This window comes from Blastococcus colisei, assembly GCF_006717095.1.
In the GTDB taxonomy this organism is placed as follows: Bacteria; Actinomycetota; Actinomycetes; order Mycobacteriales; family Geodermatophilaceae; genus Blastococcus_B; species Blastococcus_B colisei.
Genome location: NZ_VFQE01000003.1, coordinates 72,750 through 96,946 on the forward strand (window position 1 = coordinate 72,750; position 24,197 = coordinate 96,946).

A 24,197-nucleotide genomic window follows, 5' to 3' on the forward strand; every position below is an offset into this window, starting at 1 on the left:
ATGACCGTCACCGCGGAGCAGTCGGAGCAGGACGCCGAGCAGGATCGCGCGCTCCGGCAGATCGAGCAGCGGGTGCTGTGGCTGGCCACCTCGATCGTCGACCACGCCAACCGGCTGCGCCCCAATCCGAGCGGCCTCAAGGTCGGCGGCCACCAGGCCTCCAGCGCCTCGATGGTCACGATCATGACCGCGCTGTGGCTCGAGGAGCTGGACGCGCAGGACCGGGTGTCGGTCAAGCCGCACGCCTCACCGGTGCTGCACGCGCTCGAGTACCTGCTGGGACAGCTGGACGCCTCCTACCTGCCCCGGCTGCGCGAGTTCGGGGGCCTGCAGAGCTACCCGAGCCGCCTCAAGGACCCGGTTCCGGCCGACTACTCCACCGGGTCGGTCGGTATCGGGGCGACCGCCCCGATCTGGGGTGCGCTGGCCCGCCGCTACGTCGGGGCCCACTTCGGGCCCGGCAGCACCGGCGGCACCGGCCGGCAGTGGTCGCTCGTCGGCGACGCCGAACTCGACGAGGGCGCGGTGTGGGAGACCGTCCTCGACCCGATGGTCGCCGAACTGGGGGAGGTCGTGTGGGTGGTGGACCTCAACCGGCAGTCCCTGGACCGCGTCGTCCCGACGATGGGCGCCACCCGGCTGCAGGGCATGTTCGCCGCGGCCGGCTGGCAGGTGCTCACCGTGAAGTACGGCCGGCTGCTGGAGGACCTGTTCGCCCGTCCCGGCGGGGCGCACCTGCGCGACCGCATCGACGAGATGACCAATCCCGAGTACCAGCGGATGCTGCGCCGGTCCGCCGCGGAGCTGCGCGAGGCGCTGCCCGGCGACGGTCCCGGCGCCGAGCAGGTCGCCCGCCTGATCGCGGACGTCGCGGACGACGACCTGCGCGCCGCCGTCCGCAACCTCGGCGGCCACGACCTGTCCGCACTGCGCTCGGCGTTCGCGCAGATCGACGACACCCGCCCCACCGTGGTCCTCGCCTACACGCTCAAGGGCTACGGACTGGCCACCGAGGGGCACCCGCAGAACCACTCCGCCCTGCTGAACGAGGCGCAGATCGGCCAGCTCGCCGACAGCCTGGGCGTCGACCCCGCCGATCCCTGGGCCGTGTTCCCGCCGGCCAGCGCCCCCGCCCGGCTGCTCACCGAGGCCGCCGACCGGCTGCGGCGCGTCGAGGAGTCACCCGCGGAGGTGCCCGCGATCCCGGTGGACCTGGGCCGTACCCCCACGGGAACCGCCACGACGCAGGCCGCCCTGGGCCGCGCGCTCCTCGATCTCAACCGCGCCGCGCCGGAGGCCGGCAGCCGGATCGTCACCGTCAGCCCCGACGTCAGCTCCAGCACCAACCTCGGCGGCTGGGTGAACAAGGTCGGCGTCTGGTCGTCGTCCGAGCGGGCGGACTGGTTCGCCGACGACGCCGAGACGATCCTGCACTGGCGGGAGCAGCCCAGCGGTCAGCACATCGAGCTGGGCATCGCCGAGACCAACCTGGTGGGTCTCATGGGCGAGCTCGGTGCCACGTGGAACCGCTGGGGACAGCCGCTGCTGCCGATCGGCGTGATGTACGACCCGTTCGTCGAACGCGCCCTGGAGCCGTGGTCGTTCGGGATCTACGCCGGCGGGCAGTCGATCCTGGTCGGCACTCCGTCCGGCGTCACGCTCGCGGCCGAGGGCGGTGCGCACCAGTCCATCAAGACGCCGTCCATCGGGCTGGAGCAGCCGGGCTGCGTGACCTACGAGCCGGCGTTCGTGCTCGACACCGAGTGGTGCCTGCTCGCCTCCCTGGCACGCCTGGGCCGGCCGGGCGGCAGCTCCGCCTACCTGCGGCTGTCCACCCGCCCGGTCGACCAGACCCTCGCCGCGGTGCCGGCCGACCCCGCTGCCCGGGAACGTCGCCGTCGCCAGGTCACCGCCGGGGCGTACGCGCTGCGCCGTGCCGCCCGGCCGACGGTCACGCTGGTCACGATGGGCGCCCTGGTCCCCGAGACGCTCGAGGCGGCCGACCGGCTCGACGGACTCGGGATCGGCGCGGACGTCGTCTGCGTGACCAGCCCGGGTCTGCTCTTCCGCGCGCTGCAGGCCCGCCGGGGGCTCGACGATGCCGACTCGTGGATCCTGGACACGGTCTTCCCGCGGGAGCGGGCCACACCGGTCGTCACCGTCCTCGACGGCCACCCGCACACCCTGGCCTTCCTCACCGGGGCGAACGGGGTGCCGGGTGCCCACCTCGGCGTGACGTCCTTCGGCCAGAGCGGCGACCTGGCCAGCGTGTACCGGTACCACGGGCTGGACGCGGATTCGATCGTCGGGGCGGCTCTGGACCTGGTGGACTGACGACGGCGGAGCGCGCCACCGTCCGCGGATCGTGGTCGTACGCGCCGGGACACCACGGTGTGCGCACACCGACGTCCCGCGATGCGACGATCCCCCCGTGAGCGAGCCCGTACGCCCCGACGAGCTGCGGGTGTCCGACGTCGAGCGGACCGCCGTTCAGGAGCGGTTGCGCCGGGCGGTCGCCGACGGGCAGCTGGACCTGCACGACTTCGACGTCCGCCTGCAGTCGGTGTGGGCCACGAAGACGCGCGGCGATCTCGCCCGCGTCACCGCCGACCTGCCCGAGCCCCCGCCGCCTCCGCCGCCGCCGGCACCGCGGCAGGTGTTCTCCGCCGACGACGCCGGCACGGCGTTGCGCGTGCTGACGATCATCTGGGCCTGCGCCGTGGCGATCAACCTGGTGGTGTGGGGCACGGTCTCGCTGGCGACGACTCAGTTCCTGCACCCGTGGTGGCTCTACGTCGCCGGCCCGCCGGGCGCCGTCCTGGCCGTGCTCTACGCCTTCGGCATCGGCCGGCCGGGACGATGACCGTCCTGGAGCACCCCGCGGCGCGCCGCCCCGGCAGCGTGTGGCCCCCGCTGAGCGCCTCTCTCGCCGCCGTCCTCGTCCTCGCGACCGTCGGCAGCTTCGGAGTCGGCGTCGGTGTCATGACCAGCTGCACGAACACATACAGCTGCACCTCCACCGGCTGCTCGCCGTGCGCCACCACGAACGCCTGGCTGACCGCCGGCTGGACCGGGCAGGGCGTGCTGCTCCTCGTCGGCGGAACGCTGGCCGTCCTGGCCACCCGCCGAGCCGGGCCGCGGGCGGTGCGCGCCGCTGCCCTCCTGCTCGGTCCGCTGGGCGTCGCGCTGTTCGTGGGCACCACCGCGCTGGCCGTCCGCAGCTCCTGACGTGCCGTCTTCCCGCATCGGTTATCTCACCGCTAAGGTTTCTTGCATGAGTGCTCGCCGGGTCCGCATCGGCATCGACACCGGCGGGACGTTCACCGACGTCGTCGCCGTGGACGAGCAGACCGGCCGGACCACCACGACGAAGACGCCGTCCACGCCGGCCGATCCCGCCGAGGGCTTCCTGACCGGCGTCCGCAAGGTCCTGGATCTGATGGGCCTGCCCGGCGAGTCGGTGACCGCCGTCAGCCATGGGACGACGGTGGCGACCAACCAGCTGCTCGAGGGCAAGCTCGACCGGATCGGGTTCGTCACCACCGAGGGCTACGAGTCGGTGCTGGAGATCGCCCGGCAGTCGGTGCCCGACGGCTACGGAAACAGCTACTTCTGGGTCAAGCCGCCGCGGATCGTCCCGGCCGACCTCGTGCGCACCGTGCGGGGCCGGCTCGACCACCACGGCGCCGAGGTGCGGCCCTTCGACGAGGACGACGCCCGCGCGGCCGCCCGCTTCTTCGCCGACGCCGGCATCTCCACCATCGGCGTCTGCTTCCTGCACGCGTACGCGAACGACGCCCACGAACGCCGCATGCTCGAGGTGATCCGGGAGGAGCACCCCGGCGCGGTGGTCAGCATCTCCAGCGAGGTGTTGCGCGAGTACCGCGAGTACGAGCGGTCGGTCACCACGCTGGTCGACGCCGCGGTCAAGCCCAAGGTCGGCGCGTACGTCACCAACATCCGCACCCGGCTGGACGAGATCGCCCCCGGCGTGCCGTTCTACGTGATGAAGAGCAACGGCGGCGTGCTGTCGGCGGCCGAGGTCGTGCACCAGCCGATCACCACGATGCTGTCCGGCCCGGCGGCCGGAGCGCTGGGCGCCGCGTTGATCGCCGGCACCGCCGGTTTCGACCGGGTGCTCACCTGCGACGGCGGCGGCACCTCCACCGACGTCACCGTCGTCATCGACGGCGAGCCGACGCTCACCACCGAGGGCTCGGTGGGCGACTACCCGTCCAAGATCCCGATGATCGACGTCGTCACCGTCGGCGCGGGCGGCGGGTCGATCGCCTGGCTCTCGCCCGAGGGCACGCTCAAGGTCGGCCCGACGTCCGCCGGCGCGGACCCCGGCCCGATCTGCTACCCGGACGGCGGCGACCAGCCGACCGTCACGGATGCGCACGTCGTGCTCGGGCGGATTCCCCCGCACCTGCTGGGTGGTGAGATCCCGCTGTCGGCCGACGCCGCCCGCGAGGGCCTCGCCCAGCTGGGCGCGAAGCTCGACATGGACCTCGAGCGGACCGCCACCGGGATCCTCGAAATCTCCGCGTGGAACCAGGCGAACGCGCTGCGCCAGGTGACCGTCGCCAAGGGCCTGGACGTCCGCGACTTCACGCTCACCACGTTCGGCGGCTCCGGCTCCCTGCTGGCCTGCCGGCTGATGGACATCCTCAACCTGCCGCGCACGCTCATTCCCCCGAACCCGGGCAATGTCAGCGCGTTCGGGCTGCTCACCGTCGACGTCCGCAACGACTACGTGCAGACCGTCGTCAGCAAGCACGTCGACCTCGATCTCGACCGGGTGCGGTCGGTGTTCGCCGATCTGGAGGGCCAGGCGCAGGCGGCGCTGGACGGCGAGGGCTTCGGCCGCGACGCCCAGCGCATGCAGCGGACGGCGGACCTCCGGTACGTCGGCCAGGCGTTCGAGGTGCGGGTGCCCGTCTCCGACGGCGAGCTCGACCGGGTCGCGGCCGAGGAGGTCGCGCAGGCCTTCCACGCCGCCCATCGCCAGCTGTACGGCTACGACTTCGCGACCGACCCGCGCCAGGCGGTCGAGTGGGTGAACCTCCGGGTCAGCGGGATCGGACCGATCCGCCGTCCCGACATCGTCGCGCTGGAGCCGCAGGACGGCGGGACGGACCGGGCCGTCACGGGCTCGCGCCGGGTCTTCTTCGACGGCTGGCTGGACACCCCGACCTTCAACCGGCCCGACCTCGCGCCCGGTGTCGTGGTCAGCGGCCCGGCGATCATCGAGGAGTTCGGCTCCACCGTCCCGGTGCACCCCGGCTTCGCGGCCACCGTCGACGCCTACGGCAACCTGCTGCTCACGAAGGAGGGCGTCCGATGAGGGGCGTTCATGGCCATAACTGCCCTCGGGGGGCGGGCGCGTGATGCTCGCCGACAGCAAGGTCCAGGCGGACCCCGTCCTCGTCGAGATCGTGGCCGGCACCCTGGCCGCGATCGAGAAGGAGGTCGAGACCTCCATCGGCCGCACGTCGCGGTCGCCGATGATCCGCGACGCGCACGACTTCCGGGCCGGCATCCACGACCGGCAACTGCGCAAGCTCACCGGCCGCTCGTACTCGGCGCTGGTGCACCCCGTGGTGCGCGACTACCCGATCGAGACGATGAACGTCGGCGACGTCTACTTCCACAACGACGTCTACCTCTCCGAAGGCGGCATCGGCCACCTGCCCGACCTGTGCGTGACCGTGCCGGTGTTCGCCGCGAACGTCGAGACGGGTGAGCCCGAGGTCGTCGCCTTCATCCAGGCGTTCGGGCACCACGACGACATCGGCGGCGCCGTCCCCGGCTCCATGCCGTCGGCGGCCACCAGCGTGTACGAGGAGGGCCTCATGGTCCCCCCGATCAAGCTGTGGGACCGCGGGGTGCCGAACGAGTCGGCGCTGAAGATCATGACCCGCAACTCGCGGATGCCCGACTCGCTGGCCGCCGACCTGGACGCCGAATGCTCGGCCTGCCTGGCCGGCGCCCGGCGGCTGGGCGAGCTGTTCGACCGGTACGGCGTGGCCGCGGTCGAGGCCTGCTTCGAGGCGATCCTGGCCAGCTCCACCGAGGTCTACCGCCGCGAGATCCTGTCGCAGATCCCCGACGGCACCTACGTCTGGGAGGACTACGCCGAGCACGACGGCGTCGAGGAGCCGCAGCTCCACCGCCAGCGGATCACGCTGATCATGGACTCGTCCAAGGACGTCCCGCTGGTCATCGACTTCACCGGCACCGGCCCGCAGGCGAAGGGGCCGATCAACCACTGCGGCGACTACGCCGACGGCAATTTCCTCAAGAAGTGGCTGGCGCCGATCCTGCGCAACCTGGCCGAGTCGCCGGAGCGGATGGCGCAGCTCGACGTGAACGAGGGCGTCGTCCCGCTGATCGAGATGCGATTCCCCGAGAAGGGCACGCTGCTCACGCCGATCTTCCCGGCGCCCACCAACGCCCGGACGTTCGTCATCCTGCGGCTGCTCGGCGTGCTGGCCGGCGTGCTGGCCAAGGCGACCGGTGGCCGGATGCCCGCCGACCAGGAGACGATCCGCTACACCGGCGTCTACGGCACCGACTCCGACGGCGAGCCGTACCTCATGCGCGAGGTCCTGGGTGGCGGCTCGGGTGGCCGCTACTACGCCGACGGCGAGGACACCATCCACGTCGTCCCGGACTCCCGGAACCTGCCGACGGAGTTCACCGAGTCGCGCTTCCCGCTGCGGGTCGAGCGGCTCGGGCTGGCCATGGACTCCGGCGGCCCCGGGCGCTACCGCGGCGGCTGCGGCTACGAGAAGCACATCCGGGTGCTGCGCGACGCGCACTTCATGTCGATCGCCGACCGCTCGATCCTGGCCTGCTGGGGCGTCAAGGGCGGCAAGGCCGGCAAGCCGTTCCAGATCACCGTGGATCCGGGCGGGCCGGACGAGCACGAGGTGGACGCGCTCGCCGACGCCGAGCCGCTGACGGCGGGCACCGTCGTCCGGATCCGGACGACGGGCGGCGGCGGCTGGGGCGATCCGCTGGACCGGCCGGTCGACGAGGTGCTCCGGGACATCGCCTGGCGAAAGGTGTCGGTCGCCGGTGCCCGCGAGGAGTACGGCGTGGTCGTGGCCGACGACGGCACCTGCGACGAGGCCGCCACCGAGCAGCTGCGCCGGGAGATGCGGAAGTCCCGCACCGGCGAGGAGCCGTTCTTCGACCGCGGCCCCGGCTACGCGACCCTCTCCGGCGGCGCGGCCTTCAACGAGTTCGACGTCCTCTAGGAGAGGTCTCTGCCGACGCTCGTGCTCTGCCCACCCGCCTGTCGCCCCCGGCGGGGGACGCGGTCAGGGGCGCCGACGTGGTGCGGGTTGAGCCGCGCGCCCGAACGTTGAGCCGGGTCATGGCGCGGCCTGACGGCCGTTCGGGCGGCGTGACGTGCCGTTGTTGCGCGGCGCCGGCGACCCTGCTGTGCGCGATGGTGGCCACGCGACGGCATGTACGGCAACACGCACGGCAACAGGCCAACAGGGTCCCCCGGTGGGCAGAGCACGAGCCTCCGCGGGCGGTAGCCGGCGAGCGGCGGCAGGCTGAGCCCGTGACCGAGCCGCGCGAGGACGACGACCAGCCGAACAACCTGCGCCCGGGCCAGCACGACGAGGGCGGTCACGGGGGCATGGCCACCCGCGAGCTGGAAGCCCGCCAGCAGGACGACGAGCCCAGGAACGACGAGGCCAGGAACGACGAGCCCGGGGACGCCTGAGCCCCGGGCCGTCGCTCAGCTGAGGGGCTCGGTGCTCCCGGGCTTCGGCTTGGCCTCGTCGCCTGTCGTGCCCTCGTCCCCCGCGCGGTCGGAGTCGTCGGCGTCCTCGACGGATTCCGGGACGAGCGGCGTCTCCTCGACCACGTTCTCACGGGCCCGGTCGCGGTCGGTTCCTGGTACCTCGGTCATGTCGACCTCCTCCTCGGCAGGTCCGACCCCTACCCGGGCGCCACTCGCCCGATGTCCCGCTTCGCCACGGGCGAACAGGTCGGGGCAGCGCGCCGGCGTCCGGGTCCACCTCGCGGACGATCCGCATGTGCTCATCCTGGCGGGGCGGACCGCCGCCGGAACCGGAACCGCCGACGCCGCGGTGCCGGTGGTGCGGCCGTCACCGGCGGCGGCTCCGGCGGGCGGGCCCGGCGCCAGCCGGTCACCAGCGCCTCGACGTCGGCCAGGCCGGGCACCGGTGACCAGCGGCTTTCCTGGGGGCGCCGCCAGAAGGCCTGGACGCGGGTGTCGTAGTCCTCGGCGAGCGCGCGGACAGCGCTTTCCGTGGGCAACTCGCTCGCGCGCCGGGGAAGGTCGTCGCGCTCCTTCCGCAGGGCCAGCCCGGGCGAGAGCATGCCGAAGACGTCGAGGTTCTCCTGGCGCGCCTTCCGCAGGACCCACTCGTAGCCGGACTCGTCGAGGGAGCCGAGCGGCAGCGGCTTGCCGGCACCGGCCAGGTGCTCGAACTCTCCGCGGGCGATGCTCTGGGAGATCTGGTGGTCGACCCAGGTCTCGAACGACATCCCCGGCGGCTTGCGCTCGGTCATCGCTCTCCATGGTGACAGCGGTCTGCCAGGCTCGGGGCATGCGGACGACGAGCAGCCGAGAGGTCTACCGGAACCCCTGGACGACGGTGCGCGAGGACGTCATCGAGCGCGCCGACGGGTCGACCGGTGTCTACGGCGTGGTGGAGCGGCCTGACTTCGCGCTCGTCCTGCCCGCGGACCAGGACGGCTTCTGGCTGGTCGAGCAGTTCCGGCACCCGATCGGCCGGCGCAGCTGGGAGTTCCCGCAGGGCACCTGGGGCTCCGGCGGCGACGGGACCCCGGAGGACCTGGCCCGCGCCGAGCTGGCGGAGGAGACCGGTTTCCGGGCCGGTCGGCTGGACCACCTGGGGCGGCTGGACCTGGCCCCTGGCCTCTCGACCCAGCGGTTCGACGTCTGGCGGGCTACCGACCTCACCCCTGGACCGACGGCCCGCGAGGCGTCCGAGGCCGACATGCGCTCGGCGTTCGTCCCCGAGGCGGAGCTGCGCGCCATGATCACCGACGGCCGGTTCACCGACGGCCCCTCGCTCGCCGCCTACAGCCTGCTCCTCCTGGCGGTCCCCGACGGCCGGCCGGGTACCGAATGGGTGACGCCGCACCGGCCGGAGCTGCGTCCGCGGCGCTGACCCGGAAGGCTGTCCGGGTGCCTCTGTCCGCTCCCGGCCTGCCCGGGCTGCCGCCCGAGCTGTCCGGACCGGTGGCGGTGGAGCTGGCCAAGCCGGTGCCGACCATCCCGGCGGCGAATGCGCTCCCGGGCGGCTGCGTCTACGAGCCGAAGTGGGACGGCTACCGGCTGGTCGTCGTCCGCAGCGGCAGCACCACGCGCGTGTGGTCCAAGCAGGGCCGGGACCTGACCGACCGGTTCCCCGACGTCGTCGCCGCGGCGATCGCCCAGATCCCTGCGGGGACCGTGGTCGACGGCGAGGTGGTGATCTGGAACGGCTCGCGGCTGGACTTCGGGCTCCTGCAGCGGCGCATGGTGAGCGCACCCGGCCGGATCGGCGCGCTCGCTGCGGCCCACCCCGCCTCCTACGTCGCCTTCGACCTGCTGGCCGCCGGCGGCGCCGACCTGCGCAGCTGGAAGCTGACCCGCCGACGGACCGCGCTCGAGGACCTCGCCGCCCGCTGGGCGCCGCCGATGCAGCTGTCCCCGGCCACCACCGACCCCGAGGAGGCGCGCACCTGGTTCGACGACTACCGCCCCGCCGGGATCGAAGGCCTGGTCGCCAAGGGAGCCGGCACCCGCTACGCCCCCGGACGGCGGGAGTGGCTGAAGGTCAAGTCGTGGGAGACCACGGAGGTTCTCGCCGGCGGCGTCATCGGCCCGATCGGCGCCCCCAGCCAGCTGGTAGCCGGCCGCTACCGGGACGGCGAACTGGTCGTCGTGGGGCGCACCAGCCCCCTGAACCCTCGGCAGTCGGCCGAGCTCGCCGCCGTCCTGACCCCCGCGTCCGACGGCCACCCGTGGCCCGAGCGCATCGGCACCGGGGCCTTCGGGGGCGGCAGGCTGTCGGTCGCGGTCACCCGGGTCGCGCCGACCGTGGTGGTCGAGGTGAGCGCCGACGCCGCCCTGCAGGCGGACGTGTTCCGGCACCCGCTCCGTTTCGTACGGATTCGTGCCGATCTCCGTCCGGACGACCTGCCACCCATCCGCTGAGAAAGCGCTGGTCACACCGCATCCCCCGCCGGAGTGACCGCGTCAAGGTTCGTGCCCCAGGTGCCGATGGGGGGACGTGAGCGATCCCGCCGTCCCGACCGCCCGTGCCGCCTGGCTGCACGCGGCGCTGGCCGCGCTGGTGGTCGCCGCCGTCGTCACCCTCGTTCCCATGGGCCCGTGGCGTCCCGCCGCCGAGATCGTCCTCTTCGGATGCGGCCTGGCCGGTGCCGTCACCGCCCTCCGCCGCCACCGGACGCCGCTCGTCGTCGGCTGGCGGGGCCTCACACTGGGCCTGCTCTTCTTCACGCTCAGCTGCCTGGCCGAGGTCCTCGAGCTGGCCGGGGTCTTTCCCGGCCCGGCCGGCGGCGTCGAATCGGGCCTCGACATCGCCGCCTACGCCGCGATGGCCGTCGGAGCGCTGGGCGTCGTGCGTGGGGGGCCCCGGCGCCGTGACCGGAGCGCGTGGATCGACACCGCCACACTGCTGCTCGCCGGCGCACTCGCGGCCCTCGCGCTGAGCGGGAACGGCCGACCGACGTCCGGCGACCTGGTCGAGATGGGCATCGGCACCCCCGTGCTGACCGCGGTGCTCCTCATCGTGTGCGTCCCGCTGGCCATGTCGCACGGCGGGCGCTCGGTCAGCACGATGGCCCTCCTCGCCGCCGCCGTCCTCACGGTCGTCGGCTACGGCGGCCGCATCCTCGCCGGGACGACCCTGCGCGACTCCCCCCTCCTCGACCCCCTCCCCCTGCTCGCCGTCGCGGCGCTGGTCCTCGCCGGCCGGCACCCCGCCGTCGCGCTGATGGGCCGCCGTCCGGAGTCCGAGCAGGAGGATGCCGCCACCCGGGTTCTCGGCCTGGGTGCGGCCCTGCTGGTCAGCCCGGCCCTGCTGATCCTGTGGACCATGGGGCACGGGGGTGTCGGTTACGTCCTGGGAGCGGGAAGCGCGCTGCTCACCGGGATGGCGCTCTGGCGGCTCATGGCGCTGAACCGGGAGCGCGAGCGGACGCGCGCCGCCCTGACCGCCAGCGAGGCGCGGCTGCAACTGCTGCTGGAGAACGCCGCCGACGTCATCGCGATCGTCGACGCCTCCGGCTGCGTCGCCTACATGAGCCCCGCGGTGCAGTCCCTGCTGGGCCGCCCGCCGGCGGACTACCTGGGCCGCAACGCCATCGACCTGGCCGATCCCCGCGACCAGCCGCGCCTCCGGGCCGCCGTGGCCGCCGCCGGCAGCGCGAGCGACATCGAGTCCGGGGTCGTCGACACCGACATCCGCGTGCAGCACAGTTCGGGCGGCACCCGCTGGGTGGAGATGCGGATCAGCGGCCGGATCGACGCCGCCGGCATCGAGGGCTGGGTGGTGAACCTCCGCGAGGTCACCGACCGCAAGATGTTCGAGGAAGAGCTGCGCCGGCAAGCGCGGACCGACCCGCTCACCGGCCTGCTGAACCGGGCCGCGTTCTCCGAGAGCCTGGCCGCCGCCACCGCCTCGATCGACCCGGCGGCGCCGCCCGCCGTGCTGTTCGTCGACATCGACGACTTCAAGAGCGTCAACGACTCGCTCGGCCACGCGGCCGGGGACGACCTGCTGGTCACGGTCGCCGCACGCCTGACCGCCGACGTGCGGGCCGACGACGTCGTCGCCCGCCTGGGCGGCGACGAGTTCGCCGTCCTGCTCAGCGATGCCGACGGCGACCGGCTGCGGGACGTGGCGGACCGGCTGCTGACCTCCCTGCGCGCCCCCATGGCGCTGGCCGGGACGACGGTCTCGGCGACTGCCAGCATCGGCGGGGCGCTGGCCGCGACCGGCGACACCGCCGAGCGCCTGCTGCACGCGGCCGACACGGCGATGTACACGGCCAAGCGCTCCGGCAAGGACTCGCGCGCCCTGCTCGACGCCGCCCCGGGACGGATCTAGGGCTTCTGCGGCACCCGTCCCCGGGCCACCAGCAGCCGGCGCAGGAGACCGGCGAGCAGTTCCCGGTCGCTCTCGGCCAGGCCGCCCAGCAGCGCCCGCCCGGTCTCCAGATGATCGGGGAGCGCAGCGTCGAGCGCGGCCCGGCCGGCCGCCGTCAGCGTCACCACCACGGCCCGCCCGTCGGCCTCGCTCCGCTCGCGGGTGATCAGTCCCTTCTCCTCCAGCCGGTCCAGCCGCTGCGTGATGGCGCCGGAGGTCACCAGGGCGGTGCGCATCAGCGCGGTCGGCGTGAGCTGGTAGGGCTGCCCGGCCCGCCGCAGCGCCGCCAGGACGTCGAAGGAGGGCGCGTCCAGGCCGTACCGGGCGAACGTCGCCCGCTGGGCCAGGAAGACCTCCCGCTGGAGCTGGGTGATCCGGCCGATGATGCCCATCGGGGAGCAGTCGAGATCCGGCCGTTCCCGCGCCCACTGCTCGAGGATCAGGTCGACCGCGTCCTCCGCTCCGCTCGACGGTGCCGCGTCCTGCACGTCGCTCACCGTAGTTCCCCGGCTCCACCGGGAACGTCTATCGCAGCGAGGTGCTCGGCGAAGGTGCGCGCCGGGCGGCCGAGGAGCGCCTCCAGTACGCGGGGGCTGCCGGTGAATCCGTGCGACCGGTAGTGGTCGAACATCAGCCGGGCGCAGTGCGCCGGGTAGTCCTCGAGGGGTGGGACCGCGCCGCCCGGGACGACGTCGACCGCGCGCACGTCCTGCCCCAGCCGCGCGGCGAGCAGTGCGGCGATCCGGGGGGCGGTCAGCGGCTCGGGCCCGACCGCCTCGAAGGTGCCGCCGTCGAGGCCGTCCTCCGTCAGCAGCGCCACCGCCGCGTCGGCCACGTCGCGCACGTCCACCAGGGACTGGGCCCGTGCCAGCCCCCACGGGCTGCGGAAGGTGCCGGTGGCCGCCACCTCGGCGAGCTGCCCGTCGAGGTTGTCAGCGTAGGCGCACGGCTGCAGGACGCGCCAGCGGAGCCCGCTCGCGTCCAGCACCTCCTCCACGCGGTCCTTGGCGGCGTGGTGCGGCATCGCCCGGGCCTGCGGACGCAGCACGGAGTGGTAGACCACCCGGCCGACTCCGGCCCGGCGGGCCGCGGCGAGCAGTGCGGTGGCGCCGGCCGTCTCCCCCGGGTCGAAGTTCGGCCAGATGAGGTAGAGGGCGTCGGCACCGGCCAGCAAGGGCTCCACGGCCGACGCGTCGGTGAGGTCGGTGCCGACGACGTCGGCGCTCAAGGCGGTCAGCTCGGGTCGCGGCCGGCGGCTGCCCACCAGCGCGCGCACCCGCAGCCCTCGCGACCACAGACCTCGGACGACGGCACCCCCGGTGCGCCCCCCGGCCGCGGTCACCACTATCACCCAGGTACCTCAGCAGTGAGGCATCTGCCCGTCAAGCAGCGACCCGGGGAGGGGGTCAGCGGACGCGACTGCTGAGGCGGACGCTCAGCCCGGCCGGGCCGGGCAGCACGTCCACGTGGTCCCACAGCTTGCGGGCCAGCCACAGCCCCATTCCTCCGCGGGACAGGTCGAGGCCGTGCGCGGGGACGAAGCCGCTGAAGGGATCGGCGTAGGACGTGCCGCGGTCGGTGATCCGGCAGACGACGTGCCCCCCGTCGCCCCAGACCCGGGCCGACACCGGCCGAACCCCGTGGCGGAAGGCGTTGGCCGCGATCTCGCTGAGGGCCAGGTGCAGGTCCCCCTGCTGGTCGCGGCCAGGCACCAGGGAGGCGAGCACCGCGCCCAGCTGGTGGCGCAGACCGGCCAGCGTGCGCGCGTCGTCGACGGCGAAGACGGGCTCGCCGTCCTCGACCGGCTCCCGCGGCAGCGGCAGGGACGGGACGTAGGTGCCCGGGTCCTGGAACGCCGGGTTGGCACGCCGACCGGAGCCCTCGACGAGCACAGGGTGGGTCGCGGCAGCGCTCTCGACGACCGAGGGATCCAACCGGCGCCGGTCGTACAGGCAGAGGGCGTCCAGCGGCGCCGTTCCCATCAGCCGGTTCGAGACCGACTCGTAGCGCTGGCCCTCCCGCCAGTCCGCCGGATCGTGGCCGAAGTCCACCTCGGCCAGCACACGCAGCCGGCCAGATCCCGAGGCCGCGGCCCGCTCGAGGTATCGGCTGCACATCGCGAGGGCGTCGGGGGCCCGGGAGCCGAGCAGGCTCAACCGCTGGTCGGACTCCACCGCGCCGGCCTGCGGCCCGAGCTCCCGCGCGAGCAGGGCGACCGTGTCCGGCGGACAGGTCAGCGCCACGAGATCACCCGCGCTCAGGCCGGCCTCCACGAAGGGCAGCGCGACGGCGAGCAGCTCCGACTCGCTGCCCACGACGGCTGCTCCGTGCCCGTCACTCACCGGAGTCGTCCCGTGGACACGCTGGGTCGGCAGGACCGGCGAGGGGCACTCCGTCGCAGAGCGGTCCACCAGCCCCCCGCGCGCATCCAGGACCGGCTCAGCCGGTCGATTGAGCGTTCATTCTGAGACATGCAGGTTAACCGCGCGGAACCGGGGCGGCCAAGGACGAGATGGCGTGGGGTTCGCCGCGGCGACCGGCGCAGGACGCCGTTCCGAGCCAGCTGTGCGGAGCCCCCTGGTAGCACCAGCCCAGCCTCGGGCGACGGGAGCTGACCCAGAACGCCGGCACCCGCTTGTCCCCCGCGCGCGAGCCGGCGACGGAGAAGCAGTTGCGGCTGCGGAGGACGCCGGGGTCGGAGACCAGCAGCGCCAGCCCCTCGGCGATGGTCAGCGGGGTACGACCGGCCGCGGTGAGGCGTGGCAGCACCTCTCCCGGCGGCTGGTCGAACGTGTCGGCGCCGAGATCGATGTCGAGCAGCAGGTACGGCCCGGCCGGGACGCCCAGCTCGGGCAGCGGCCGGAAGCGGGCCAGGTCGTCGTCGCCCATCGTCGTGAAGCCGGCCCCACCCACCGTGTGCACCGTCTCCAGCACGGGCGTGACGGGCAGGGCCGGGAAGACGACGACGAACGGGATCCGGTCGCTGGTCCCCGGCACCGGGGGCAACAGGTCGCGCAGCGGCTCCGCGCAGGCACGGAAGCACGACTCGGACAGTTCCATCGCCTCGGGCAGCCCGCTCAGGGCGAGTGCGTCGATCTGGCGGTCGAACTCGAGCTCCGCCTCGGTGGGACAGGCGGCGACGGGTAGCGCGCTCATCGCAGAACCTCTCGGGGCGGCCCGCCGAGGGTCTTCAGCGAGCCGGATGGTGTCCGGCGACCACTTCGGCTCCCCCGGGCCGCCGGCCAGCAACACTATCCAGCACTGCCCGATCCGGCCCGCCAGCGGCACTGACGTCCGTGTCGTCCACCGCACCGCAGTCCAGCCCACGGAGCACCACGGTCGCCAGCGCGCGGGCGGTGGCCGGCTCGTCGAGCACCCCGGCGTCCGACCGGTCGAGGTAGGCGGCCAGCCGTCCGGCCGCCGCGGGCAGCGCCGCGCGGAAGAAGGCATAGGTGGCCACGTAGCGGGTGACCAGCTGCGCGGGGTGCAGATCCCAGCCCTGGTAGAAGCCACGTTCCAACGCCCGGCGCACCAGCCCGGCGTGCAGCCGCCAGGCGGCGTGCACCTGCTCGCGCGAGCCGGCCGGCAGCACGTTGGTCGAGCCGTCGACCGCCCTCACCCCGGTGCCCGCGACGGCGACCTGCATCAGCTGCTTGGCCAGGTCGGCCGCCGGGTGGTCGGAGGCCTGGTGGGCCGCGGCGATGCCGAGGGCGGCGCTGTAGTCGTAGGTGCCGTAGTGCAGGCCGGTCAGCCGGCTGCCCGCGGCGTGCACCATCCGGGCGAGCGTCACCGCCCCGTCGGGCCCGAGGACCGCCTGCGGGGTCTCGACCTGCAGCTCGAGCGCGACGGCGACGCCGTGGGCGTCCTCCAGGGCGTCGAGCACCGGGAGGAAGGCGCGGACCTGCTCGACGGCGGTCACCTTCGGCAGCGTCACGACGACGGTGCCGGCGCCCAGGCCCCCGAGGAAGAGGTCGAGCGACCGGACACCGCGCCGCCGGGTCGGCCCCTCCAGCGACTTGGCCCGGATGCCGAGCGACGGCGGGGCGGTGCCCGCGGCCCGGTCGGCGGCCACGATCGCCGCCGCGCGCAGCACGTCGTCGTCCTCGGCCTCGGCACCACGGCGGTAGCCGTCCTCGGCGTCGACCCGCAGGTCCTCCACCGGCTCGGCGGCCAGCTTGGCCCGCACCCGCGGCAGCACCTGCTCGACCAGCCCCGGGTCCAGCCCGAGGTCGGGCAGGCCGTGCTCGTCGAGGGCGGCCAGTGCAGCTGCACCCCACTCCCCCGCCAGCCCGGGGACGACGGCGTCGGCGGGCACGTAGCAGGTGTGCAGCGGCTGCCGGTCCGGCCGCTCGCCGGGATGGGCGGCGAGGCGGGCGTCGTCGACCGGGGCGAGCCGACGGTCCAGCGCGGCGTAGATCTCCTCCCGTAGCGCCATCAGTCGATCATCGAGTAGGCCGGCAGGGTCAGGAAGTCGGGGAACTCGTCGGCCAGCGCCACCTGCTCGAAGAGGAACCGGGCGTCGTCCAGCCGGTCCAGCTCACCGATGCCCGCCACCTCCTCGTCGATCACCCGACGCACGAGGTCCCCGGTCACCGTCTCCCCCGTGTCGAGCTCGACACCGGCGTCGATCCACTGCCACACCTGCGAGCGGCTGATCTCGGCGGTCGCGGCGTCCTCCATCAGCCCGTGGATGCCGACCGCGCCGTTGCCGGCCAGCCAGGCCGCCAGATAGCGGATCGCGATCTCCACGTTGGCCCGGAGCCCGGCCATGGTCCGCTCGCCCGGCACACCAGCGACGTCGAGCAGGTGCTCCGGCGTGACGTGCACGTCGTCCCGGAGCCGGTCCATCTGGTTGGGCCGGTCGCCGAGGACGCCGTCGAACACCTCGCGGCAGACGCCCACCAGGTCGGGGTGCGCCACCCACGAGCCGTCGAAGCCGTCGCCGGCCTCGCGGGTCTTGTCGTCGCGGACCTTCGCCAGAGCGCGCTCGTTGGCCTCGGCGTCGCGTCGGCTGGGGATCGCCGCCGCCATGCCGCCGATGGCCAGGGCGCCACGGCGGTGGCAGACCGAGACCAGCTGCTCGGTGTAGGCGCGCATCATCGGCGCGGTCATCGTCACCGCGGCCCGGTCGGGGAGCACGAACTCCGGCCCCGCGTCGCGGAAGACCTTGATGACGCTGAACAGGTAGTCCCACCGGCCGGCGTTCAGCGCGGCGGCGTGGCTGCCGAGCGCGTGCAGCATCTCCTCCATCTCGAACGCGGCCGGGATGGTCTCGATGAGCATGGTGGCGCGGATGGAGCCGGTCGGGAGGCCGAGCACCTGCTCGGCGTGGTCGAAGACCAGCGCCCACAGCCGGGCCTCGAGGTGGCCCTCCATCTTGGGCAGGTAGAAGTACGGCCCGCTGCCGCGGTCGAGCTGCTCCTGCGCGTTGTGGAACAGGTACAGGCCGGCGTCGACCAGCGCGCCGACGCTCGGTTCGCCGCCGACCAGCAGGTGTCGCTCCGGCAGGTGCCAGCCGCGGGGGCGCGGCACGATCGTCGGCAGCTCGCCGTCCTCCCGGAGGCGGTACTCCCGGCCGTCCGGGCCGGTGAAGGCGAGCGTCCGGCGGACGGCGTCCTTCAGCACGACCTGCCCGCCGACGACGTTGCGCCAGTGCGGGGTGTTGGCGTCCTCGAGATCGGCCAGCCAGACGTTCGCGCCGCAGTTCAGGGCGTTGATCGCCATCTTCGGCTCGGTCGGCCCGGTGATCTCGACCCGCCGGTCGACCAGGCCCGGCGGGGGTGGCGGCAGCTGCCAGGCCCCCTCGCGCACCGCGACGGTCTCGGTCCGGAAGTCGATCCGGCGGGCGGTGGCGATCTCGGCGCGGCGGGTCGCCCGGGCGGCGAGCAGTGCGTCGCGGTGGGCGCCGAAGCGGGTCTGCAGATCTGCGGCGAAGGCCAGGGCCTCCGGGGTCAGGATCTCCTCGCCGCGCTCGACGGCCGGGCCCTCCACGCGAACGTCCACCATCGCCGCACCTTCCCTCGACCGGCCGGGCTGGCATCCTCTCACCGTGAGCTCCCTCGACGACTTCGACGACGAGCCCGCCGACCAGGCCGTCCAGGCGCTCCGGGCCTGCAACGCCGCCCCGCGGTTCGCCGCCGAGCTCGTCGCCGGCCGGCCCTACCGGGACGTCGACACCCTGGTCACCCGCGCCGAGGAGGTGGCCCGGTCCCTGCCGTGGGACGAGGTGCTGATCGCGCTCGGCGCCCATCCGCGGATCGGTGACCGCATGGCGGGCGACTCCACCGAGGCGATGTCCTCCCGAACCGAACAGAGCTCGATGACCGGCGCCGACGACGCCACCCGCGAGGCCCTCCTGGACGGCAACCGCCGGTACGAGGACCGCTTCGGTCACGTGTTCCTGATCCGCGCCTCCGGCCGCTCTCCCGAGGAGATGCTGGCCGAGCTGGAGCGGCGGCTGGGCAACGACGAGGACGCCGAGCGCGCCGAGGTCACCGAGCAGCTGGCCCAGATCACCGCGCTGCGGGTGAAGGCGCTGGTGTCATGAGTGTCTCGACGCACGTGCTCGACTCGGTGCTGGGCCGCCCGGCCGCGGGGATCGCCGTCCGGTTGTTCGCCGGCGAGAAGCCCATCGCCGAGGGCGTGACCGACCGGGACGGCCGCTGCCGGCTGACCGAGGACGCCACCGCGGCCGGCACCCACCGCCTCGTCTTCGCCACCGGGCAGTGGTTCGCCGAGCAGGGCCGGGAAGCGTTCTACCCGGAGGTGTGGATCACCTTCGCCGTCGTCGAACCCGGCGAGCACCATCACGTGCCGCTGCTGCTCGCGCCGTTCGCGTACTCGACCTACCGGGGCTCCTGAGCGCCGGTTCCACGTGCAACATCCGCGCCGCACCGGCGGGAAGGCTGCTGACCATGGCGATCGTGCTCGGGCCCAACCAGTACGGGAAGGCGGAGGTCCGCGTCGTGGCGGTCGACCGCAGCACGCCCCGGCACTCGCTGGTGGATCTCAACGTCAGCTCGAGCCTGCGTGGGGACTTCAGCGCCGCGCACATCGCCGGCGACAACGCCCACGTGCTGACGACGGACGCGCAGAAGAACACCGTGTTCGCCTTCGCCCGCGACGGCGTGGGCTCCCCCGAGGCGTTCGGCCTCCGGCTGGCCCGGCACTTCGCCGGCTCCTACGGCTGGATCACCGGCGCCCGCGTGGCCGTGGAGTCCTACGGCTGGGAGCGGATCGCCGTCGGGGGCACCGGGCACGACCACTCCTTCCGGAAGGCCGGCGCCGAGGTCCGGACGGCGGTGGTGACCGTGGACGGCGACGAGACGCACGTCCTCGCCGGCCTGGGCGACCTCGTCGTCCTCAAGACCACGGGCTCGGAGTTCTGGGGTTTTCCACGTGACCGGTACACCACGCTGGCCGAGACGCGCGACCGGATCCTGGCCACGGCGGTGACCGCCCGCTGGCGGTACACCGACATCGACCTGGACTTCGACGCGCTCTTCTGCGGCGTGCGCACGACGCTGCTCGAGGCGTTCGCCTCGACGCACTCCCTGGCGCTGCAGCAGTCGCTCTACGCGATGGGCGAGGCGGTCCTGCAGCAGTGGCCGGACGTCGCCGAGATCCGGATGTCCATGCCGAACCGGCACCACTTCCTCGTGGACCTCTCCGCGTTCGGCCTCGACAACCCCGATGCCGTCTACCACGCCGACGACCGCCCGTACGGGCTGATCGAGGGCGCCGTCCTCCGGGACGACGTCCCGCCGGCCGAGGTCGCCTGGCAGGGCACGCCCGGCTTCTGCTGACCGACCTGTGGGGTCGGTCAACCGGCCTCGACGCCGATGCCGCCGAGCACCACCACGGCGTGGATGCGCAGGTCGGCGGCGTGCTCGTCGTGGGTGCGCTGCAGCGAGCCGTCGGTGCCGATCCCGCCCACGCCGCGGAACCGCCACCAGACGCGCCAGTCCGCCGGCACGCGCACCGCCAGCCCGGCCATGCCCATCCGCACGGTCAGGTCGATGCCGTGCGACGGCAGCGGGAGGCCGGTCAGATCGATCTCGCCGCCGGCCATGGCCAGGTCGACGCGCAGCCGGGACAGCTCGGGGTTCACCGGACGCAGCTCCAGGCCGTTGTGGGTGAGCACCCGCCGGATGCTGGTGCTGCTCTCGTCGCCCTCGTTCCTGCGGCGGGCGACGAGCCATCCGGTGAGCGCCACGACGGCCTGGAACGTGAACCAGCCGACGATCCAGGGCCGGAGTCTCCGCAGCGCGGATGACCACGAGTGCGACGTCCTCATGGACCCAGCCTGCCCGCGCACGGGACGGACGACCAGGGCGCAGGTCCGGCGCGCCCTCCTCTGCCGCTCCCGCGTACCGCCGGCGCCCCCCCGGGGGTCGACCGCGGCGGTCAGTCCGGCGGAGCGCCGGGCGGCGGCTGCCCGTCCCAGCCGTCCGGGGACGAGGGGGTCAGCGGCGCGTGGAGACGGTGACGGTGAACTTGGGCGTCTGCTCGGCGACGCGGGTGGGGCCCACGGTCCGGGCGAGAGCCGGCTTGTAGCGCAGCGCGCTGTTGTACACCGTCCACAGCTCACCGCCCGGCCGCAGCACCCGGCCCGCGGCGGCGAAGAGCCGGTCGGCGGCCGTGGTCACGACCGCGACGCCGACGTGGAACGGGGGATTGCAGACGACGAGGTCGAGGCTCGCGTCGGGCACGGAGTCGGCCGCGTCGTCCCTGATCACCCGGATGCGGTCCGCGACGCCGTTGGCCTCCGCCGTCGCCCGGGCCGACGCGACCGCCGCCGCGGACTGGTCGGCGGCGAGCACCTCCAGCGACGGGCGCGCGCGGGCCAGCAGGACGGCCAGCACAGCGGTGCCGCAGCCGAGATCCAGCGCGGTCGCGGCGCCGGGAGCCATGCGGTCCAGCGCACCGAGCAGCGTCCGGGTGCCGATGTCGATCTTCGTGCCCGCGAACGCCGCGCCGTGCGCGCAGACGGTCAGTGCGAGGTCGGGATGCTCCTGGCAGCGGGGGGACGAGGACGCCGACGCCTTCGGACCGCGAGCGACGAGCACCCGTGACTTCTGCCGGGCCAGCGTGGCGCTCACCTCGGTGAAGGAATCGAGCAGTACGTCGTTCATCGCGTGCGTCATGTGCTTCACCCGGCCGCCGACGAGCACGGTGACGTCGGGCGCGGCGACGGCGGCAACCCGCTCGGCGATCTCGCGCAGCGCATCCAGCGCCTTCGGTGCCTGGACCAGCACGACGCGAGCGCCCGCAGCCACCTCGGCGAGCGGCAGGGAGCGGTAGGTGCCCGTCAGGCCGGTGCGCAGGGCGTTGCGGGCCAGCGCCCGCTCGCCGACGAGCAGGTCCTGCGCCACCCGGACGTCGGAGGCGCCGTGCAGGGCTGCCGCGCCGAGCGTGAGCGCGCCGTAGGCGTCGTCGACGACGGCGACCTCGCCGGGCCCGCACAGCGTCAGCGCCGCGGCCGCCTCGTCCAGCAGCAGGCGGTCGGTCGCGTCGACGGCGACCAGTTCCGGCGCCTCGACGTCGGGAGCCCGGCGCAAGGTCGCGAACAACCGATCAGCAGTTATGGCCATAACTGCCGGTCAGCGGGCGGGGGTGGCGGCGATCAGGTCCGCGACGACGCGGGCGAGCTCGGGGCCGACGTCCTCCTGCAGGAAGTGCCCGCCGCCGGCGAGCGTCGTGTGCGGCATCCCCTGGGCGCCGGGGACCAGCTTCTGGAACACCCGGTCACCGCCCCCCGTGATCGGGTCGCCGTCGGAGAACGCGGTGAGGAACGGCTTGTCCCAGCGGGCCAGGACCCCCCATGCCGCGCGGTTGGCCGCTGCGGCCGGGTCGTCGGGCCGGGTGGGCACGAGCGCCGGGAATACCCGCGCGCCGGCGGTGTAGCGGTCGTCGGGGAACGGTGCGTCGTAGGCGGCGACCACCTCCGGTGCCAGATCCGTCGCGCAGCCGTTGGAGACCACCCGGCCGATCCGGAAGTCCGGTGACTCCTGCGAGAATCGCTGCCAGGCGAGGAACGCCTCGCTCATCTTCTGGTCGCCGGTCGGCAGGCCGGTGTTGGCCACCACGACGCGGGCGAACCGGTCGGGGTTCTCGGCGACCAGCCGCAGCCCGATCAGCCCACCCCAGTCCTGGCCGACCAGCGTGACGTCGTCCAGGCCGAGCCGGTCGAACAGCGCCTGCCGCATCCACTCGACGTGGGCCGCGTAGTTGTAGGCGGCGCGGTCCACCGGCTTGTCCGAGCGCCCGAACCCCACGAGGTCGGGGGCGACGACGCGCAGACCGGCGGCGGTGAGCACCGGGATCATCCGGCGGTACAGGAACGACCACGACGGCTCACCGTGCAGCAGCAGGACCGTCTCGCCGTCCGCCGGGCCCTCGTCGACGCAGGCGACCCGCAGGCCGCCGTCCACCTCGACGTACCGGGGCTCGTACGGGAAGTCCGGCAGGCCGGTGAACCGCTCGTCAGGGGTGCGCAGGACCTCCATGCAGCCGCCCTCCCAGTCGTCAGGCATAGGAACCTTTACGTACGGATTCGCGGTCAGAACCGTATGTAAAGGTTCCTATGCCTGGGAGAGGCGGGTCAGACGCCGGGGAGCCCGACCGGGCAGGAGACGCCCGTCGAGTGCACCGGGCAGTAGCCGTTCGGCACTTTGTACAGATACTGCTGGTGGTAGTCCTCGGCGTAGAAGAACTCGCCCAGCCGCGCGATCTCGGTGGTGATCTCGCCGTAGCCCGCCGCCTTCAGCCGCTCTTGGTACGCGTCGCGGGTGGCGCGGGCGGCGGCCTCCTGCTCGGGCGAGGAGTAGTAGATCGCCGAACGGTACTGCGTGCCGATGTCGTTGCCCTGGCGCATGCCCTGGGTCGGGTCGTGGTCCTCCCAGAACGCCTTGAGCAGCTGCTCGTAGGAGATGACCGCCGGGTCGTAGGCGACCAGCACCACCTCGGTGTGCCCGGTGCGCGCCGAGCAGACCTCCTCGTACGTCGGGTTCGGGGTGTGACCCCCGGCGTAGCCGGCCGCGGTGGAGTAGATGCCCGGGATCTCCCAGAAGACCTTCTCCACGCCCCAGAAGCAGCCGGCGCCGAAGACGGCGGTCTGTACGCCCTCGGGGAAGGGCGGCTGGATGCGGTTGCCGTTGACGGCGTGGACCTCGGGCACGTGCGGGAGGGGGTCGGGGCGGCCGGGCAGCGCGTCCTCGGCCGATACCGCCTGCGTCTTCGTCCGGGAGAACAACATGCTCCGAGCGTAGGCCCGCGCTGCAACCCGGCCGCGCGCCACCGATCGACCCGGACGGCGCCCCTGACCCGCGGCATGCAGGATCGAGGGCATGCCCGTAGCGACGCGTGAATGGCAGCTGGCGGCCCGTCCGCACGGCGAGCCGACCCCCGAGGACTTCCGGCTGGTGGAGCTGGAGCGCCCGGACCCGTCCGACGGGCAGATCCTGGTCCGCATGCTGGCCATGTCCGTCGACCCGTACATGCGCGGCCGGATGAACGCGGGGAAGTCCTACGCGGCGGCGTGGGAGGTCGGCGAGACCATGAAGGGCGGCGCGGTGGGCCGGGTCATCGCGTCACGCTCCCCCGCCGTCCCGGAGGGCGCGCTGGTGCTGGCCGACGCGGCCTGGCGGGACGTCGCCGTCCTCGACGCGAGGCACGTGCGGGTACTGCCCGAGCTCCTCGGCGTCCCCCCGAGCTACCACCTGGGCGTGCTCGGCATGCCGGGGCTGACCGCCTGGGTCGGGCTCTTCCGGCTCGCGGGGTTCCGGGAGGGTGACACCGTCTTCGTCTCCGGCGCCGCAGGCGCGGTCGGCAGCCTGGTCGGACAGTTCGCTCGACTCAACGGCGCCTCTGCGGTCATCGGCAGCGCGGGGACACCGGAGAAGGTGCGCTGGCTGACCGAGGAGCTCGGCTTCACCGCCGCCTTCGACTACCACGACGGCCCGGTCGCGAAGCAGCTCGCGGCTGCCGCACCGGGCGGCATCGACGTCTTCTTCGACAACGTCG

General features: G+C 73.7%; 25 protein-coding genes. 13 read left to right on the forward strand and 12 right to left on the reverse strand.

Going from position 1 to position 24,197, the window contains the following annotated elements; all coding sequences use genetic code 11:
* The 6 genes from FHU33_RS24390 to FHU33_RS25250 all read left to right on the forward strand — a co-directional run bounded on the left by FHU33_RS24390 (position 1) and on the right by FHU33_RS25250 (position 7,744).
* On the forward strand, positions 1-2,334 hold the full coding sequence (locus FHU33_RS24390; protein WP_142028202.1) for a transketolase-like TK C-terminal-containing protein: 2,334 nt from the start codon (positions 1-3) through the stop codon (positions 2,332-2,334).
* Between the two features lie 97 nt (positions 2,335-2,431).
* Complete coding sequence (locus FHU33_RS24395; protein ID WP_170182700.1) at positions 2,432-2,863, forward strand: DUF1707 SHOCT-like domain-containing protein; 432 nt, start codon at positions 2,432-2,434, stop codon at positions 2,861-2,863.
* The gene (locus FHU33_RS24400; RefSeq protein WP_142028204.1) at positions 2,860-3,228 is read left to right on the forward strand and encodes a hypothetical protein; all 369 of its coding nucleotides are present in this window, start codon (positions 2,860-2,862) and stop codon (positions 3,226-3,228) included. Before FHU33_RS24395 ends, FHU33_RS24400 begins: the two co-directional genes overlap by 4 nt.
* A gap of 46 nt (positions 3,229-3,274) precedes the next feature.
* Positions 3,275-5,347, forward strand: a complete 2,073-nt coding sequence (locus tag FHU33_RS24405) for a hydantoinase/oxoprolinase family protein (protein WP_142028205.1) — start codon at positions 3,275-3,277, stop codon at positions 5,345-5,347.
* A 43-nt stretch (positions 5,348-5,390) separates the two neighbouring features.
* Positions 5,391-7,265 carry a hydantoinase B/oxoprolinase family protein gene (locus FHU33_RS24410; RefSeq protein WP_142028228.1) on the forward strand — a complete coding sequence of 625 codons (1,875 nt, stop codon included), beginning with the start codon at positions 5,391-5,393 and terminating at the stop codon, positions 7,263-7,265.
* A gap of 314 nt (positions 7,266-7,579) precedes the next feature.
* Positions 7,580-7,744, forward strand: coding sequence for a hypothetical protein (locus FHU33_RS25250; RefSeq protein WP_170182696.1), 165 nt, complete (start codon positions 7,580-7,582; stop codon positions 7,742-7,744).
* Positions 7,745-7,759: 15 nt separating this feature from the next.
* Here the strand turns inward: FHU33_RS25250 and FHU33_RS25255 are convergent, their stop codons facing one another.
* Both FHU33_RS25255 and FHU33_RS24415 read right to left on the reverse strand, forming a co-directional pair.
* Entirely contained in the window at positions 7,760-7,933 is a 174-nt protein-coding gene (locus FHU33_RS25255) for a hypothetical protein (protein ID WP_170182701.1), read from the reverse strand.
* Between the two features lie 131 nt (positions 7,934-8,064).
* Positions 8,065-8,559, reverse strand: a complete 495-nt coding sequence (locus FHU33_RS24415) for a DnaJ family domain-containing protein (RefSeq protein WP_142028206.1) — start codon at positions 8,557-8,559, stop codon at positions 8,065-8,067.
* 38 nt (positions 8,560-8,597) lie between these two features.
* On the opposite strand from FHU33_RS24415, the gene FHU33_RS24420 reads away from it, so the two are divergent.
* From FHU33_RS24420 to FHU33_RS26375, 3 genes are all read left to right on the forward strand, one after another.
* On the forward strand, positions 8,598-9,185 hold the full coding sequence (locus FHU33_RS24420; RefSeq protein WP_142028207.1) for an NUDIX domain-containing protein: 588 nt from the start codon (positions 8,598-8,600) through the stop codon (positions 9,183-9,185).
* Positions 9,186-9,202: 17 nt separating this feature from the next.
* Positions 9,203-10,216, forward strand: a complete 1,014-nt coding sequence (locus FHU33_RS24425; protein WP_142028208.1) for an ATP-dependent DNA ligase — start codon at positions 9,203-9,205, stop codon at positions 10,214-10,216.
* A gap of 76 nt (positions 10,217-10,292) precedes the next feature.
* Positions 10,293-12,134, forward strand: coding sequence for a sensor domain-containing diguanylate cyclase (locus tag FHU33_RS26375; protein ID WP_142028209.1), 1,842 nt, complete (start codon positions 10,293-10,295; stop codon positions 12,132-12,134).
* Here the strand turns inward: FHU33_RS26375 and FHU33_RS24435 are convergent.
* The 6 genes from FHU33_RS24435 to aceB form a co-directional block, all read right to left on the reverse strand.
* Positions 12,131-12,670, reverse strand: a complete 540-nt coding sequence (locus tag FHU33_RS24435) for a MarR family winged helix-turn-helix transcriptional regulator (protein ID WP_246064213.1) — start codon at positions 12,668-12,670, stop codon at positions 12,131-12,133. The two genes, FHU33_RS26375 and FHU33_RS24435, sit on opposite strands and share 4 nt — an antisense overlap.
* A complete protein-coding gene (locus tag FHU33_RS24440) occupies positions 12,667-13,524 on the reverse strand; it encodes an SDR family oxidoreductase (protein WP_142028210.1) in 858 nt (285 codons plus the stop codon). The genes FHU33_RS24435 and FHU33_RS24440 overlap by 4 nt, the downstream gene beginning before the upstream one ends.
* Positions 13,525-13,579: 55 nt before the next feature.
* Positions 13,580-14,515, reverse strand: a complete 936-nt coding sequence (locus FHU33_RS24445; protein ID WP_142028211.1) for a sensor histidine kinase — start codon at positions 14,513-14,515, stop codon at positions 13,580-13,582.
* Positions 14,516-14,651: 136 nt separating this feature from the next.
* Positions 14,652-15,329: a DUF5701 family protein gene (locus tag FHU33_RS24450; RefSeq protein ID WP_142028212.1), complete on the reverse strand. Its 678-nt coding sequence runs from the start codon at positions 15,327-15,329 to the stop codon at positions 14,652-14,654.
* Positions 15,330-15,363: 34 nt separating this feature from the next.
* Positions 15,364-16,608 carry a DUF6986 family protein gene (locus tag FHU33_RS24455; protein WP_142028213.1) on the reverse strand — a complete coding sequence of 415 codons (1,245 nt, stop codon included), beginning with the start codon at positions 16,606-16,608 and terminating at the stop codon, positions 15,364-15,366.
* Positions 16,608-18,179 (reverse strand): malate synthase A, encoded by a 1,572-nt coding sequence (gene aceB / locus FHU33_RS24460; RefSeq protein ID WP_142028214.1) that lies wholly within the window; start codon positions 18,177-18,179, stop codon positions 16,608-16,610. Before aceB ends, FHU33_RS24455 begins: the two co-directional genes overlap by 1 nt.
* A 43-nt stretch (positions 18,180-18,222) precedes the next feature.
* On the opposite strand from aceB, the gene uraD reads away from it, so the two are divergent.
* From uraD to pucL, 3 genes are read left to right on the forward strand one after another with little or no spacing between them, the layout of a single operon-like run.
* Positions 18,223-18,720, forward strand: coding sequence for a 2-oxo-4-hydroxy-4-carboxy-5-ureidoimidazoline decarboxylase (uraD, locus tag FHU33_RS24465; RefSeq protein ID WP_142028215.1), 498 nt, complete (start codon positions 18,223-18,225; stop codon positions 18,718-18,720).
* Positions 18,717-19,034, forward strand: coding sequence for a hydroxyisourate hydrolase (uraH, locus tag FHU33_RS24470; RefSeq protein WP_142028216.1), 318 nt, complete (start codon positions 18,717-18,719; stop codon positions 19,032-19,034). Before uraD ends, uraH begins: the two co-directional genes overlap by 4 nt.
* A gap of 53 nt (positions 19,035-19,087) precedes the next feature.
* Positions 19,088-19,978, forward strand: a complete 891-nt coding sequence (gene pucL / locus FHU33_RS24475) for a factor-independent urate hydroxylase (protein ID WP_142028217.1) — start codon at positions 19,088-19,090, stop codon at positions 19,976-19,978.
* Between the two features lie 17 nt (positions 19,979-19,995).
* Here pucL and FHU33_RS24480 read toward each other — a convergent pair whose 3' ends face one another.
* From FHU33_RS24480 to msrA, 4 genes are all read right to left on the reverse strand, one after another.
* A complete protein-coding gene (locus tag FHU33_RS24480) occupies positions 19,996-20,469 on the reverse strand; it encodes a hypothetical protein (protein WP_142028218.1) in 474 nt (157 codons plus the stop codon).
* Positions 20,470-20,638: 169 nt separating this feature from the next.
* The gene (locus FHU33_RS24485; RefSeq protein ID WP_246064215.1) at positions 20,639-21,745 is read right to left on the reverse strand and encodes a class I SAM-dependent methyltransferase; all 1,107 of its coding nucleotides are present in this window, start codon (positions 21,743-21,745) and stop codon (positions 20,639-20,641) included.
* A 30-nt stretch (positions 21,746-21,775) separates the two neighbouring features.
* Positions 21,776-22,708, reverse strand: coding sequence for a haloalkane dehalogenase (locus tag FHU33_RS24490; protein ID WP_246064217.1), 933 nt, complete (start codon positions 22,706-22,708; stop codon positions 21,776-21,778).
* 68 nt (positions 22,709-22,776) lie between these two features.
* Entirely contained in the window at positions 22,777-23,430 is a 654-nt protein-coding gene (msrA, locus tag FHU33_RS24495; protein WP_142028220.1) for a peptide-methionine (S)-S-oxide reductase MsrA, read from the reverse strand.
* Between the two features lie 91 nt (positions 23,431-23,521).
* On the opposite strand from msrA, the gene FHU33_RS24500 reads away from it, so the two are divergent.
* A partial coding sequence (locus FHU33_RS24500) for an MDR family NADP-dependent oxidoreductase (RefSeq protein WP_142028221.1) occupies positions 23,522-24,197 on the forward strand: 676 nt, incomplete at its 3' end.